14 protein-coding genes and 1 tRNA gene are annotated in these 15,068 nt (G+C 59.8%); 6 read left to right on the plus strand and 9 right to left on the minus strand.

Annotated features, from left to right (window positions below; all coding sequences use genetic code 11):
- The 4 genes from AB3Y40_RS02570 (at position 1) to AB3Y40_RS02585 (ending at position 3,559) form a co-directional block, all read left to right on the plus strand.
- A complete protein-coding gene (locus AB3Y40_RS02570; protein WP_369437240.1) occupies positions 1-1,056 on the plus strand; it encodes a sugar phosphate isomerase/epimerase family protein in 1,056 nt (351 codons plus the stop codon).
- A 2-nt stretch (positions 1,057-1,058) separates the two neighbouring features.
- Complete coding sequence (locus AB3Y40_RS02575) at positions 1,059-2,183, plus strand: Gfo/Idh/MocA family protein (RefSeq protein WP_369437241.1); 1,125 nt, start codon at positions 1,059-1,061, stop codon at positions 2,181-2,183.
- Positions 2,184-2,290: 107 nt separating this feature from the next.
- On the plus strand, positions 2,291-2,851 hold the full coding sequence (locus AB3Y40_RS02580; RefSeq protein ID WP_369437242.1) for a GbsR/MarR family transcriptional regulator: 561 nt from the start codon (positions 2,291-2,293) through the stop codon (positions 2,849-2,851).
- Between the two features lie 42 nt (positions 2,852-2,893).
- Entirely contained in the window at positions 2,894-3,559 is a 666-nt protein-coding gene (locus AB3Y40_RS02585; RefSeq protein ID WP_369437243.1) for a DUF4166 domain-containing protein, read from the plus strand.
- Positions 3,560-4,206: 647 nt separating this feature from the next.
- Here the strand turns inward: AB3Y40_RS02585 and AB3Y40_RS02590 are convergent.
- The 3 genes from AB3Y40_RS02590 to AB3Y40_RS02600 all read right to left on the minus strand — a co-directional run bounded on the left by AB3Y40_RS02590 (position 4,207) and on the right by AB3Y40_RS02600 (position 6,380).
- Entirely contained in the window at positions 4,207-5,700 is a 1,494-nt protein-coding gene (locus AB3Y40_RS02590) for a malonate--CoA ligase (RefSeq protein ID WP_369437244.1), read from the minus strand.
- A 202-nt stretch (positions 5,701-5,902) separates the two neighbouring features.
- Positions 5,903-5,978: transfer RNA gene (locus tag AB3Y40_RS02595), tRNA-Ala, on the minus strand.
- Between the two features lie 69 nt (positions 5,979-6,047).
- On the minus strand, positions 6,048-6,380 hold the full coding sequence (locus AB3Y40_RS02600; RefSeq protein WP_369437245.1) for a TIGR02300 family protein: 333 nt from the start codon (positions 6,378-6,380) through the stop codon (positions 6,048-6,050).
- A gap of 112 nt (positions 6,381-6,492) precedes the next feature.
- On the opposite strand from AB3Y40_RS02600, the gene AB3Y40_RS02605 reads away from it, so the two are divergent.
- Both AB3Y40_RS02605 and AB3Y40_RS02610 read left to right on the plus strand, forming a co-directional pair.
- On the plus strand, positions 6,493-7,182 hold the full coding sequence (locus AB3Y40_RS02605; protein ID WP_369437246.1) for a M48 family metallopeptidase: 690 nt from the start codon (positions 6,493-6,495) through the stop codon (positions 7,180-7,182).
- A 42-nt stretch (positions 7,183-7,224) separates the two neighbouring features.
- Positions 7,225-7,872, plus strand: a complete 648-nt coding sequence (locus AB3Y40_RS02610; protein ID WP_369437247.1) for a GntR family transcriptional regulator — start codon at positions 7,225-7,227, stop codon at positions 7,870-7,872.
- 65 nt (positions 7,873-7,937) lie between these two features.
- On the opposite strand, the gene lpdA is transcribed toward AB3Y40_RS02610, so the two are convergent.
- From lpdA to AB3Y40_RS02640, 6 genes are all read right to left on the minus strand, one after another.
- Positions 7,938-9,326, minus strand: a complete 1,389-nt coding sequence (gene lpdA, locus AB3Y40_RS02615; RefSeq protein WP_369437248.1) for a dihydrolipoyl dehydrogenase — start codon at positions 9,324-9,326, stop codon at positions 7,938-7,940.
- A 105-nt stretch (positions 9,327-9,431) separates the two neighbouring features.
- Positions 9,432-9,845: an MAPEG family protein gene (locus AB3Y40_RS02620; protein WP_369437249.1), complete on the minus strand. Its 414-nt coding sequence runs from the start codon at positions 9,843-9,845 to the stop codon at positions 9,432-9,434.
- A complete protein-coding gene (locus AB3Y40_RS02625) occupies positions 9,842-10,327 on the minus strand; it encodes a hypothetical protein (protein WP_369437250.1) in 486 nt (161 codons plus the stop codon). Before AB3Y40_RS02625 ends, AB3Y40_RS02620 begins: the two co-directional genes overlap by 4 nt.
- Positions 10,328-10,421: 94 nt before the next feature.
- Positions 10,422-11,612 carry a 2-oxoglutarate dehydrogenase complex dihydrolipoyllysine-residue succinyltransferase gene (odhB, locus tag AB3Y40_RS02630; protein WP_369437251.1) on the minus strand — a complete coding sequence of 397 codons (1,191 nt, stop codon included), beginning with the start codon at positions 11,610-11,612 and terminating at the stop codon, positions 10,422-10,424.
- Positions 11,613-11,615: 3 nt separating this feature from the next.
- The gene (locus AB3Y40_RS02635) at positions 11,616-14,570 is read right to left on the minus strand and encodes a 2-oxoglutarate dehydrogenase E1 component (protein ID WP_369437252.1); all 2,955 of its coding nucleotides are present in this window, start codon (positions 14,568-14,570) and stop codon (positions 11,616-11,618) included.
- The gene (locus AB3Y40_RS02640) at positions 14,567-15,055 is read right to left on the minus strand and encodes a DUF805 domain-containing protein (protein ID WP_369437253.1); all 489 of its coding nucleotides are present in this window, start codon (positions 15,053-15,055) and stop codon (positions 14,567-14,569) included. Before AB3Y40_RS02640 ends, AB3Y40_RS02635 begins: the two co-directional genes overlap by 4 nt.
- Positions 15,056-15,068 lie beyond the last annotated feature (13 nt).

The following is a 15,068-nucleotide window of genomic DNA, read 5'->3' on the forward strand; positions in this document are numbered from 1 at the left end:
ATGGGAAAAAGCATGAAAGGGCCGGGCATCTTTCTGGCCCAGTTTGCAGGCGATGACGCGCCCTTCGACTCTTTGGAGAACATCACAAAATGGGCCGCCGGGCTGGGCTATAAGGGCGTGCAGATCCCCACGTTCATCCCCAGCCTGTTTGACCTGACCAAGGCCGCCGAAAGCGAAGCCTATTGCGATGAGGTCAAGGGCATCTGCGCCGATGCCGGTGTCGAGATCACAGAGCTTTCGACCCACCTTCAGGGCCAGTTGGTCGCGGTGCATCCAGCCTATGACGAGGCGTTTGATGCCTTTGCCCCCGAGGCGGTGCATGGCAACCCTGCGGCCCGGCAGGAATGGGCCGTGGGCGAAGTGATGAAAGCGGCCAAAGCCTCGCGCAATCTGGGGCTGGATGTCTCTGTCGGGTTCACCGGCTCGCTGGCGTTTCCCTACCTCTACCCTTGGCCGCAGCGCCCGCAGGGCCTGATCGAGGATGCCTTTGCCGAACTGGCCCGCCGCTGGAAGCCGATTTTGGACGCCTACGAAGATCACGGCGTTGATCTGGCCTATGAAATTCACCCCGGAGAGGACGTGTTCGACGGTGCCACCTTTGAACGTTTCGTCGATGCGCTTGACGGACACGCGCGGGCCACGATCAACTATGACCCCAGCCATTTCCTGTTGCAGCAGATGGATTACCTTGGCTTCATCGACCTGTATCACGACCGGATCAAAGCGTTTCACGTCAAGGATGCAGAATTTAACCCTACCGCCTCGCAGGGTGTCTATTCTGGTTACGCAGGCTGGACGGACCGCGCCGCGCGGTTCCGAAGCCTTGGCGACGGGCAAGTTGATTTCAAAGGCATTTTCTCGCGTCTTGCACAGTACGGCTATGACAGTTGGGCGGTTCTTGAATGGGAATGCTGCCTGAAATCACCGCAGCAAGGTGCCGCAGAAGGCGCGCCCTTTATCGCAGATCACATCATTGAATTGACCGACAAGGCGTTTGATGATTTTGCAGGGGCAAAGCCGGATACGGCAAAGAACAAGCGGTTGCTGGGGATATAGCCATGTTGAAACTTGGAATGGTCGGCGGCGGACAAGGGGCCTTTATCGGGGCCGTGCACCGTATCGCCGCGCGTTTGGACGGGCATTGGCAGATCGTGGCCGGGGCGTTCTCGTCCGACCCTGCACGCGCCCACGCATCTGCCGAAGAACTGGGCGTGGCAGCTGATCGCAGCTATGGCAGCTATGCTGAAATGGCGACAGCAGAGGCCGCGCGCGCAGACGGTATTGATGCGGTCAGCATCGTGACCCCGAACCACCTGCACGCGCCCGTGACCAAGGCGTTTCTGGACGCCGGGATCGCAGTCATCTGCGACAAACCGCTAACCGCCAGTCTGGACGAGGCAGAGGAATTGGCGGCCGTGGTCAAATCGGCCAAGGCACCTTTTATCCTGACGCACAACTACACCGGCTATCCGATGATCCGGCAGGCCCGCGCGATGATTGCTGCGGGTGATCTGGGCAAGATCCGGGTTGTTCAGGCCGAATACGTGCAGGATTGGCTGACCGAGGCTGTTGAAGAAACTGGCCAGAAACAAGCCGCATGGCGCACCGACCCTGCGCAGTCTGGCGCGGGCGGGGCGATCGGCGACATTGGCACCCATGCCTATAATCTGGCGCAATTTGTGACCGGGCAGACCCCGTCGCACCTTGCCGCTGATTTGTCCAGTTTTGTCCCCGGCCGCAGGCTTGATGACAACGCACACATCATGTTGCGCTATGCGGATGGGGCCAAGGGAATGCTCTGGGCCAGTCAAGTGTCTGTGGGCAATGAAAACGGCCTGCGGCTCCGCATCTTTGGCGACAAGGGCGGGCTGGAATGGGGGCAGGAAAACCCGAACTACCTGCGCTTCACACGGCATGGTGACCCGGTGCAAACGCTGACACGCGGCGGGGCAGGCGCCAATTACGCCGCCGCCGCCGTCTCGCGCATCCCCGGTGGCCACCCAGAGGGATATCTGGAAGCCTTCGCCACGCTTTACACCGAAGCCGCCGCCGTTGTGCGGGGCGAGAAAAAGACCAGCGACACGCTACTGCCCGGCATTGATGCCGGTCTTGACGGGATGCGGTTCGTGGATGCCTGCGTGCGGTCAAGTCAGGGCAACGCAGGCTGGGTCACACTTAGCTGACATCAGCGGGGCGGTCCGAAGGGCGGCCCCGTTTTTTTGGGGTACGCGCTTGGGCAATGCCTGCGGTCACGCTTGACTCTGATCCGGTTTTGTCAGATATTTCTGTCATGACAGAAATTAGAGACATAAGCGAATCCTCGGCGCAGCGACAATTCATCCTCTATTGGGGTGACATGGGCAGCCAGTGGGGCGTGAACCGGTCGGTGGCGCAGATCCATGCGCTGCTGTTCCTTAGCGCCAAGCCCCTGAATGCCGAACAAATCTCTGACGCACTGGGGATTGCACGGTCCAACGTGTCGAACTCTCTCAAAGAGCTGGTGGGCTGGAAGCTGATCCGCCGCGTGCCCATCGCCGGTGACCGGCGCGAGCATTTTGAGGCCGAAGCCGACGTTTGGGAAATGGCGATGCGCATCGCGCAGGGCCGCAAAGAGCGCGAGATTGATCCCGCAATGACCGCAATTGCGTCCTGCCTCGCACAGGCCGAACAGGAAAAGGACGTCAGCCCCGAGGCCCTGAAACGGATGCAAGATTTGCAGGACCTCTTGCAAACTGCAGACAAATGGTACGGCCAGATGCTGGGCGTGCCAAAGTCGAAACTGAACATGATGATGAAAATGGGTGACAAGGTGTTTGCCCTGATGAACCTGACGGGTAGGGCAAAGGAATAGCCCCCTTTTTTTGACGATTTATTTCTGTCTGTGCAGAAATTTGTGACACGATTGGAGGACAACAAAATGGAGATGTATCAGCCGATCCGCGCCAATGCGGCCCGCGACCACCGGTTCCGCAACCTGCTGGGGGCCGCACAATGGGCGCGACTGCCGCAGGCCATCCGCCGCCGCTTTGGCAAGCGTTTATCGGGCGGCAACAGCGTCACCTATCAGGGGCAGGTCATCGACATGCAGATGAATTGGGCGGGGCGACTTTTGGCGCAGGCCTTGCGTCTGGTCGGTGCGCCTTTGCCGTTTGATGCCGCTGCCGTGGGGCAGCCTGCGGTTGTCGTGGTGACAGAGGATCACGCCAGCGACGGGCAGTTCTGGGTTCGGCAATACGGGCGTGGCCGTGGGTTTCCGCAGGTTGTGCACAGCTCCAAACGGTTCGCAGGGCCAACAGGGCTGGAAGAATACATCGGCTATGGCATTGGCATGGCCCTGAAAATCGAGGCGAGCGATGACGCGCTCTATTTCAAAAGCGATCACTACTTTGTCCAGTGGGGTCAAAGACGATTGCGGCTGCCGCGCTGGCTGGGGCCGGGTGCGTTGGTAATCGGGCACCACGATCTGGGGGGCGATGCATTTCTGTTTTCGCTGCGATTGCGCAGTCGATTACTTGGCTTGCTGATCGCGCAAGATGCCCGGTTTCAAGACGCAAGCTAGGTTTGCGGGAACCGCAGGGCGGGGCTGATCTGATCGCCGTCACGGTGGTCGGCACCTTGCAAGGTCATGCGTCGTCGTCATCTTTGCGACGGGACTGCCGGGTTTGCAGCCAGCGCCAGACGACGCCAAGCACGATGAAGGCCACAACCCAGGACAGCAGATCAAGTAGATAGTCAGGCATTGTGCCTCCGATTGTTGGGTGTCGTGGTCATTTCCGGCCCGGTGTCCCGTCAAATCCCTTATCCAGATCTATCCAGTAGCTCCAACATCATGTTTTGTGATGCCGCGACGGACGATAGGTGTCTTTGGCTGCACGCCAAGGTTCGCGAAACAACACAAGTCAGATAATCGCCGCGCCGCGTCGCGATTTCAAGCGGCGAATGCCCAATCTGGGTGTCATGAAACGGCCCGCACATTTGACGGTGACAGTCGATGGTACCGCGCCGCTTTCCTGCATCGCGACCCCGTCGTCCAGACCGCGCCGGACAGGCCCCACTTTGCCGCAACATGCTGGGTGTGGTCGCTAACAGACCGGGCAGCTTAACCAACGACCCCGTACCTACCCCAAGCCAACGCCATCGCGATCCCGGGCGATATTCCCAAACAAATCGCCGCGTACAAAGTGGTGATGGACTGGGACGCCTAGGTTAGCCGTCAAAGCGGTCGCGCAGCGCATTCTTTTGCACCTTGCCCATCGTATTGCGTGGCAGCGCCTGCACGACCTCAAACCGGCGCGGATGCTTGAAACGGGCCAGATGCGGTGCCACTGCGGCGGACAGGTCGTTCGGCGTCAGCGCGCTATCGTCAAGCACAACAACGGCCACAACGATTTCGCCAAAATCCGCGTCCGGCACGCCGATCACAGCACTTTCCAGCACGCCATCCACGGCGTTGATCACATCCTCAACCTCTTTGGGATAGATGTTGAAACCGCCCGAGATGATCAGGTCTTTTTGCCGCCCAACGATGCTGATCCGCCCGTCGGATGTGGCAACCCCCAGATCGCCGGTGATGAAAAAACCGTCCTCAGTCATCTCTTCGGCGGTCTTGTCGGGCATGTTCCAATACCCTTGGAACACGTTGTCGCCGCGCACTTCGATCATGCCGATTTCACCAGGCGCGACAGGCGCGCCGTCCGCCATCAGCCGCACCTCAACCCCCGGCAAAGGATAGCCCACCGTCCCTGCAACGCGGGGCCCCTTGTAGGGGTTAGAGGTGATCATATTCGTCTCTGTCATGCCGTAGCGTTCCAGAATGCGGTGGCCTGTACGCGCGACAAAGTCACTGTGCGTCTCAGCCAACAGCGGGGCAGAGCCCGAGATGAAAAGCCGCATGTTTTCTGCCAGATCCGGGGTCAGCCGTAGATCCGCAAGCAGCCGGGTGTAGAACGTGGGCACCCCCATCAACAGCGTGCCGCGCGGCAGGGCATCCAGAATATCGTCCAGATCAAACCCCGCCATCAGGCGCACCGACGCCCCCGCCAGAAAGCTGGTATTCATCGCCACAAAAAGCCCGTGGGTGTGAAAGATCGGCAGCGCGTGGATCAACCTGTCGCGTGCCGTGATCTGCCAAAGATCGGTCAGCGTCCGGGCATTCGACAGCAAATTGCGATGGCTCATCATCGCGCCTTTGGACCGCCCCGTCGTGCCCGAGGTATAAAGTAAGGCCGCCAGATCATCTGCGCTGCGTGCGGCGGTTTCGAACGTGGTTGCAAATGTGTCCGCTGCTCGGCTCAGCGTGCCAGTCTGGTCCGCAGCAAGCGTCAGCACCGGGATGCCGCTGGTCCCGGTCAGCGCAGTCATCTGCGGCAGGCTCGCCGGGTCGCAGACGATCAGGGCCGGGTCGGCATCCCCGACGAAATAGCCAACTTCGCTTTGGGTATAGGCGGTGTTCAAAGGCAGATAGACCGCGCCCGCCTGCACAGCGCCGGCATAAAGGGCCAGCGCGTCGGCGCTTTTCGGGGCCTGCACAACAACGCGGTCGCCGGGGGTCACACCCACATCCGCCAGCACATGCGCCATCTGGGCCGCCCGTGCCACAAATTGCGCATAGGTCCAGCTGGTGCCGTCATCGAGTTCCAGAAACAGCGCGTCGTTCTGCGCATGCGGGGCAAAAAGTGCGTTGTATAAAGTATTCGTCACGTCAGCGGTTCCGGTCCGGGATCATCAAAGCCACTGATGTTTCAACAAAGTTTGGCAGGGATGTATAGGATAAAACCGGTGTGCAAAAACTAGATGCGCCATCCATATCGGGCGCTTTTCGATCTTGCCGCGCACCACCTCGCACGCTGCAGGCAATGCCAACCAACGCAGGACAAAAGCGATCATGTCAAAAAGGGGGATTTGGTGGAGCCTAGGGGAGTCGAACCCCTGACCTCTTGCATGCCATGCAAGCGCTCTCCCAACTGAGCTAAGGCCCCTGACCGTGGCCGCTACTTATGCGGCTGACGGGGCGGGATCAAGTCCAAAAATCACGCCCCGTTTGACAATTAGCTGTCGTCATCGCTGGCAACGTCGGCCAGTTCGTCCAGACTGACGGTATCATCGTCGTCGTCGTCATCATCCAGCACATCATCGCCAAGATCGACGTCTTCATCAGAATCGTCATCATCGTCGAGGATCAGATCCTCTTCTTCCGATGTCTCTTTCAGCTTCTTGGTCTGCGCGTCTTCGGCATCGGCCTGCATCGTGCGGGTCTTGGAGGTATCGACCGCCACAACCTCGCCTGTGTAAGGGCTGACGATCGGGTCTTTGCCAAGGTCATAAAAGCGTTTGCCAGTCGTCGGGCAAAGGCGTTTTGTGCCCCATTCTTCGTTCGGCATGGGATTTCCCCTTCAAAAATTCTGAGCGGCCCTTGCGGGCTATCCGGGCCAACTGCCATAACCCAATGACGGTGTCAAAGTCTTTGGCAGACAAGCGGCGTAAAGGACGGATATGGGCCGGGAACTGACCCTTGGCAACCCCCCGATTGCAGTTGCAATCCGGCAATCGGCGCGGGCGCGGCAAATGTCGCTGCGCGTGTCGCGATTGGACGGTAAGGTCAGCCTGACGCTGCCGCCGCGCGCCTCTGACGGCGAGGCGCTGGCGTTTCTGTCTTCGCGCGAGGATTGGTTGCGCAAACACCTGTCACAGGTGGCAGGGCCGCAGCCCGTGGTCGAAGGGGCCAGCATCCCGTTTCGCGGTGCCCCGCTGACCATCCGGTTAGGCGCGGTCAAGCGCCCGCATCTGGCGGACGACAGCCTGATCCTGCCTCAAACCACACGCGCCATTGGCTCCAAGGTGCAGGCGGTGCTGAAGCATCACGCGCGGGATGTGCTGGCGGACCGGTCGGATCACTATGCAGCACTGGTGGGACGGCGCTATGAAAAGCTCAGCCTGCGGGATACGCGGTCACGCTGGGGGTCATGTTCGTCCAAGGGCGTGTTGATGTATTCTTGGCGGCTGATCATGGCACCACCTGCGGTGCTGGACTATGTCGCTGCGCACGAAGTCGCGCATCTGGTCGAAATGAACCACTCTGCCGCCTTCTGGACTGTGGTGGCCGAGCTGATGCCGGACTATGCCGCGCACCGCGGTTGGTTGCGGGCACATGGGACGGATTTGCACCGGGTGCAGTTCGATTGAGCCTGCCCTTGACCGAATTTCGATTTGTGATCACAAAGCGACATGATCCAACCTCGCACACCTGACACCGCCGGTGTCGTCCACGACCGCGTCTACCGCGCCCTGCGCACGCGGATCATGCATGGCGAGATTGCGCCCGGTCAGGCGCTGACCTTGCGCGGGATCGGCAAGGAATACCGGGTCTCGATGACGCCCGCGCGCGAGGCGATCCGCCGGCTGGCAGCAGAAGGCGCGCTGTTCTTGTCGTCTTCTGGCCGTGTCTCGACCCCAGAGCTGACGAATGAACGCATCGAAGAGCTGGCAACGCTGCGCGCCTTGCTGGAACCGGAACTGGCCAGCCGCGCCTTGCCGCGCGCCCACTTTGCCCTGATCGAGCGGCTGGAGGCGATCAACAACGGCGTCAGCCAGATGATCGCGCGGCATGATGCGACGGGCTATATCCGGATGAATTTGGAGTTTCACCGCACGCTTTACCTGCGCGCGCAGGCCCCGGCGATGCTGGCGATGACCGAAACCGTCTGGCTGCAACTGGGGCCCACCATGCGGGCGCTTTATGGGCGGTTGAACCGGGCAGAGCCGCCAGTGACCCACCGGCTGATCATCTCGGCCCTGCGTGCGGGGGACGAGCCGGGTTTGCGGCTGGCCGTGCGCACCGATGCGACCAAGGGCCTGCGGTTGCTCAAGGGGTAGGGGGGGCTAGCCCCCACGGACGCTTGCGCGCCTCCCCCCAGCATATTTTCATTCAAAAGAAAGACCTACATATGGATCGGGCCGTCGCCACAGGCCAGTGCCGCCTCGCGCACGGCTTCTGAATAGGTCGGATGCGCGTGGCAGGTGCGGGCGAGGTCTTCTGCCGCGGCGCCAAATTCCATTGCGACGCAAACCTCGTGGATCAGGTCACCTGCCATTGGGCCAATGATATGGGCACCAAGAATGCGGTCGGTGGCCTTGTCGGCAAGGATTTTGACAAAGCCATCGCCGGCAAAATTAGCCTTTGCGCGGGCATTGCCCATAAAGGAAAATTTGCCGACCTTATAGGCACGGCCCTGTTCTTTCAGGGTTTCTTCGGTCTCACCCACACTTGCTACCTCGGGGTGGGTGTAGATCACACCGGGGATTACGCCGTAGTTCACATGTGGCTTTTGACCTGCAATGCCTTCGGCGACGGCCATGCCCTCGTCCTCGGCCTTATGGGCGAGCATCGGGCCCGCGATGGCGTCGCCGATGGCATAGATGCCCTTGATATTGGTGGCATAATTGGCGTCCGTCTTGATCTGGCCGCGGTCCGACATCTCGACCCCCAGCGCGTCAAGGCCCAGCCCGTCGGTGTAAGGTTTGCGGCCTGTGGCGACCAGCACGGTGTCCGCGGTCAAGGTCGCCTCGCTGTCATCCTTGCGCAGTTTGTAGGTCACGGTGGCCTTGTTCGACTTGACGGTGACACCTTGGACGGCGGCCCCCATGACAAAGTTAAGGCCCTGTTTTTTCAACATTCTCTGGAAGACCTTGGCAACCTCGCCGTCCTGACCGGGGGTGATCGCATCCATGAATTCCACCACGGTCACCTCTGACCCAAGCCGCGCGTAAACAGAGCCGAGTTCCAGCCCAATCACGCCCGCGCCGATGACCACAAGGCTTTTGGGCACCTTTGGCAGTTCCAGCGCGCCGGTCGACGTCACGACCGTCTTTTCGTCAACCTCAACGCCGGGCAGAGAGGATGATTCAGATCCGGATGCGATCACGATATGCTTGGCTTCGTGCACCTCTTCCCCGACTTTGACCTTGCCCGCCTCGGGAATTGAACCCCAGCCCTTGAGCCAGTCGATCTTGTTCTTTTTAAAGAGAAATTCGATGCCGCCGGTGTTCTGGCTGATGGTCTTGTCCTTATAGGCTAGCATCTGTTTCCAGTCGACGGATTGCGCTTTGCCCTTCAGGCCCATTTCCGCGAAATTATGCTGCGCTTCGTGCAGCATTTCGGTGGCATGCAGCAGCGCCTTGGAGGGGATGCAGCCGACGTTCAGGCAGGTCCCGCCAAGCGTTTCGCGCCCTTCGACACAAGCGACCTTCAGGCCCAGTTGGGCGCAGCGAATGGCCGAGACATAGCCGCCGGGGCCGGAACCGATGATGATGACGTCGTAGTTGGCCATGGGCCTCTCCTTGGCATTTTGACGATGCACAACCCGTGCACATCGCGGCAACATTCCGTGCTGCCTGGGGTCTTAAGACGCGTGAACCGTGCGGTGCACGCGCAATCAGATGAATACTGACAGTAACATCAGCATCGTGGCGGTAAACCCGACAAACCAGATCAGCGACCGCCAGGGGACGAGGCCGAAATAGTAGGCGGGGACGTAAAGGATGCGCGCGCCAAGATAGACCCAGGCGCAGATCGCGGAAAAGCCGGTGTTCTTGTCGGCAAGGCTGATCACGGCGACGGTGGCGGTGAAAAGGATCAGCGCCTCGAAGTGGTTGTTCATCGCACGGAAAAGGCGGCCGGTTTTGGCGCTCGCCAGCTCTTCCAGCCGCTTCCCGCCAAGCCGTTCGGGGTCACGCGGCGAGGCGGTCTTGCCCGGCCCAAGCTCAAGATTGGCCGCGACAGAGAGCCAGCAGAACTGGAGCGCTTGCAGCAGGATGGCGAAGGTGAGGACGGTGAGTTCGGGGGTCATGAGCGCTGACTTTCCGCGCCGTTGCGGAGCCTGATCTTGAAGGCGGCCGGCATGTAGGGATCACGTATTCCGTGCCAGCATCCGTGGATCATGAACGCCATAAACGGAATATTTGCAAGAGCGGAGGCGTACATGAGTGGCACTGACTCGTAGCGCGCTACCTGCTGCAGTGTGCTTGTCGCGACCGAAAAGAGCGGAACGAAAAGCAGAAGCGGCAACATAGTCTCAGGTGAGAGCTTTCTGACTCTTTCAGACTTGAAGCGCGAAACGCTGGTTTCAATTTGATAGGTAAAGATCGAAATGCAAACCACGAAGCTGTTGAAAGTGAACGCAGCCAGACCATGAATCCAAAGGTCGGTTCGGGTCGGGATCAATACAAACACGCTGTATATCAGGGAGAAGGTGAACAGCAGAAACAGCAAAATGCACCGCACCCGCGCAATTCGCATCTGCCGTCGAGTTACTTCGGGAAAGATGGTCATCGCTTCACACATCCAGACATGGGCTGACCTTCCTCTTGGAGGGCGCTTTGCTTCCCCCCAAGGCGTGTGCACCTATCAATGACCATTGTCGGTGTCACAGATCCATCAACAACCGCCGTGGATCCTCAAGCGCTTCTTTCACCCGCACAAGGAACGTCACAGCGCCTTTGCCGTCGACGATCCGGTGGTCGTAGGACAGCGCCAGATACATCATCGGGCGGATCACCACCTGCCCGTTGATCGCCATGGGACGGTCCTGAATTTTGTGCATGCCAAGGATGCCCGACTGTGGCGGGTTCAGGATGGGCGACGACATCAGCGAGCCGTAGACACCACCGTTGGAGATGGTGAAGGTGCCGCCCTGCATTTCAGCCATCGACAGCTTGCCGTCACGCGCCTTCGCACCTTTTTCGGCAATCGCCTTTTCGATGGCGGCGAATGACATCTGGTCGGCATCGTTGATGACCGGCACCACAAGGCCGGTGGGCGTGCCAGCCGCGATCCCCATGTTGACGTAAGACTTGTAGACGATGTCGGTGCCGTCGATTTCGGCGTTGACCTCTGGCACTTCGCGCAGGGCGTGTACGCAGGCCTTGGTAAAGAAGGACATGAAGCCCAGTTTCACGCCGTGTTTCTTCAGGAACAAGTCCTTGTATTCATTGCGCAATGCCATGACCTCGGTCATGTCGACTTCATTATAGGTGGTCAGCATCGCGGCGGTGTTCTGGCTGTCCTTCAGGCGTTTGGCGATGGTCTGGCGCAGGCGGGTCATCTTGACCCGTTCTTCGCGCGCGGCCTGATCGGCAGCGACGGGTGCGCGCGGGGCGGCGGCAGGTGCCGGGGCCGGGGTGGCAAGGGCGTTCAACACATCCTCTTTCATCACGCGGCCATCCTTGCCGGTGCCCTGCACATCCGTCAGGTTGTTTTCGGCCATCAGCTTTTTCGCGCTGGGGGCGTCTTCGACGTCCTTTCCGGCAGCCGGGGCAGGGGCCTCTTCGGTTGCTGTCGCGCCCTCATCGGGTTTGGCGGCGGGTGCCGGGGCCGCGTCGCCCTCGGCGATCTGGGCCAACAGCGCATCAACGCCAACGGTGTCGCCTTCGGCGGCGACAATTTCAGACAGGGTGCCAGCGACGGGGCTCGGTACCTCGACCGTGACCTTGTCGGTTTCCAGCTCGCAGAGCATTTCATCAACCGCTACGGCATCGCCGGGCTGTTTGAACCACGTGGCGACGGTAGCTTCGGTGACGCTTTCGCCAAGGGTGGGGACGCGGACTTCGGTGCTCATGACTTAGTTTCCTTTGATGTTCAGCGCGTCTGCGACGAGTGCTGCTTGTTGGGCTTTGTGCTGGCTGGCAAGCCCCGTGGCGGGGCTGGCAGCGGCGGCGCGACCGGCATAGGCAGGCCGTGAATGTTTGGCTTTGATCCGGGTCAGGACCCATTCGATATTGGGTTCCATGAACGACCACGCCCCCTGGTTCTTGGGCTCTTCCTGGCACCAGACCATTTCGGCATTCTTGAAACGCTGCAATTCGTTCACCGCCGATTGCGCGGGGAAGGGATAGAACTGCTCGAACCGCATGATATAGGTGTCATCCAGCCCCATTTCATCGCGCTTTTCCAACAGGTCAAAGTAGACCTTGCCGGAACACATCACGACACGCTTGATCTTGTCGTCGGGCTTGAGCGTCAGGTCAGAATTGCCCTGCTGGGCATCATCCCACAGCACCCGGTGGAACGAGCTGCCAGTCTGGAATTCCTCGGCCCGGCTGACGGCCATCTTGTGGCGCAACAGCGACTTTGGCGTCATCAGGATCAGCGGCTTGCGGAAGTCGCGATGCACCTGACGGCGCAGGATGTGGAAATAATTCGCAGGCGTGGTGCAATTGGCGACGATCCAGTTGTCACCGCCGCACATCGTCAGGAACCGTTCCAGGCGCGCGCTGGAATGTTCGGGCCCTTGACCTTCGTAGCCATGCGGCAGCAGGCAGACGAGGCCCGACATCCGCAACCATTTGCTTTCGCCAGAACTGATGAACTGGTCGAACATGATCTGCGCACCATTGGCAAAATCGCCAAACTGCGCCTCCCACATCACCAGCGCATTGGGTTCGGCCAGCGAATAGCCATATTCAAAGCCCAGCACAGCGTATTCCGACAACATCGAGTCGATGACTTCGTACTGCGCCTGGCCCTCGCGGATGTTGTTTAGCGGGTAGTACCGTTCTTCGGTGTCCTGATTGATCAGGGCAGAGTGGCGGTGGCTAAAGGTGCCGCGCGTACAATCCTGACCCGACAGGCGCACCGGGTAGCCTTCGACGGCAAGCGAACCAAAGGCCAAAGCCTCGCCCGTGGCCCAGTCAAAGCCCTCGCCGGTCTCGAACATTGTCTTCTTGGTGTCCAACAGGCGCGAAACCGTGCGGTGGATATTGAAATCATCCGGTGCCGCCGTCAGCGCCTTGCCGATTTGATCCATTGTCTCCGGCTTGATCGCGGTCTGGCCGCGCTGATAGTCGGCGTCGTTCTTGTCCAGATGCGACCAGCGCCCGTCCAGCCAGTCGGCCTTATTGGGCTTATAATTTTTACCGGTCTCGAATTCCTCGTTCAGATAGGATTGGAACGCGGCTTTCATATCCTCGATCTCGCCCTCGGGGATCAAACCGTCGCGGACAAGCCGTTCTGTATACAGCGTCAGCGTCGTCTTGTGGGTCTTGATCTTCTTGTACATCACCGGGTTGGTGAACATCGGCTCATCGCCTTCGTTGTGACCAAAGCGGCGGTAACAGATGATATCCAGCACCACGTCCTTGTGGAACTTCTGGCGGAATTCTGTTGCCACGCGCGCGGCATGCACGACCGCCTCTGGGTCGTCGCCGTTGACGTGGAAAATTGGGGCTTCAACCATCAGCGCGATGTCGGTGGGATAGGGCGACGAGCGGCTGAAATGCGGCGCGGTGGTAAATCCGATCTGGTTATTGACTACGATATGCATCGTGCCGCCAGTCTTGTGACCTTTCAGCCCCGACAGACCGAATCCTTCGGCCACAACGCCTTGCCCTGCAAAGGCCGCATCCCCATGCAGCAAAATGCCCATGACGCGGGTGCGATCCTCGTCCTTCAGCTGGTCCTGCTTGGCGCGTACCTTGCCCAGCACAACAGGGTTCACCGCCTCAAGGTGGCTGGGGTTTGCCGTCAGCGACAGATGCACGGTGTTGTCATCAAAGCTGCGGTCAGATGAGGCACCAAGGTGGTACTTCACATCGCCCGAACCATCGACATCTTCGGGCTTAAAGCTACCGCCCTGAAATTCGTTAAAGATCGCGCGATAGGGTTTTTCCATCACATTGGCGAGCACCGACAGGCGGCCCCGGTGCGGCATCCCGATCACGATATCCTCAAGCCCGAGCTGCCCGCCGCGCTTGATGATCTGTTCCATGGCCGGGATCAGCGCCTCGCCCCCGTCAAGGCCGAAACGCTTGGTGCCCATATATTTGACGTGCAGGAATTTCTCAAAACCCTCGGCCTGCACAAGGCTGTTCAGGATCGCCTTGCGGCCGTTTGTGGTAAAGCTGATTTCCTTGCCGTAGCCTTCAATCCGCTCTTTCAGCCAGCCCGCCTCTTCGGGGTTCGAAATGTGCATGTATTGCAGCGCGAAAGTGCCGCAATAGGTGCGTTTCACAATCGCCATGATCTCGTTCATGGTGGCCACTTCGAGGCCCAGCACGTTGTCGATAAAGATCGGGCGGTCCATATCGGACTTGGAGAAACCGTAGTTCGCCGGGTCAAGTTCCGGGTGTGGGACGTTTTCACGCATCCCCAGCGGGTCGAGATCAGCAATCAGGTGGCCCCGGATCCGATAGGCACGAATAATCATCAGCGCGCGGATACTGTCGAGCACGGCGGCACGGACCTGGGATTCATCCAGTGTCACGCCCTTTTCGGCGGCTTTGCCCTTGATCTTCTTGCCCGCCGCTTCGGGTTCAGCGGGCCACTGCCCGTCAAGGGCGGCTGTCAGATCGTCGTTCGGGACAGGCGGCCAGTCATGGCGCGCCCAGCTCGGCCCTGCGGCCTCTGCCTTGGCATCCGCCGGGGCGTCGCCAAGGCTGCGGAAGAACGCCTGCCAGCTTTCATCCACCGCACCGGGGTTATCGGCGTAGCGGGCATAAAGCTGCTCCACATATTCCGCATTGTGCCCCTGCATGAAGCTGGAGGCGTGAAAGACGTCGTTCGGGGAATGGTCGTTCATTTGGGAACCTCATTTGCGTCGGAACTCTCAGGAAGGAGACGACTGTTGGTAGGCCCTAGCGGGAAGAGAAACGCGCAAAGCAGCACGATGGGGCATAGAATTATTGCAACAACGAAGGCTTGGTTTGGGTGATAGAAGATGTCGGGCACGACTATGGCGTAGACTATCGGGCAGGCAGCTATCGCGATGAGTACTGGCCAGAGAAATACCGGGACGTCGACATCGCGGTATTTTCGCATTCCAAGAGAAAGCATGAGTATGAAACACACTAATGGACAAATCAGAGCGCCCAACCATCCGACTTCAAGCATTTTCTCCGACAAGGAATACGAGCGCCTGTCCCATGGTTGGACGAGCCAAGTGGCAACAAGATAGACCGGGAGCGCAGCAAACGCCGCAAACCACCAGAACTCGGACCGCGTGGCGCGGCCCTCAAACTGGAACGACTTGGCAAAGCCGGTCCTGATGGCGGCGATCGGCCCCATCAGCGCTGTCCCG

It is taken from the genome of Yoonia sp. R2331 (genome assembly GCF_041103235.1).
GTDB lineage: Bacteria > Pseudomonadota > Alphaproteobacteria > Rhodobacterales > Rhodobacteraceae > CANMYO01.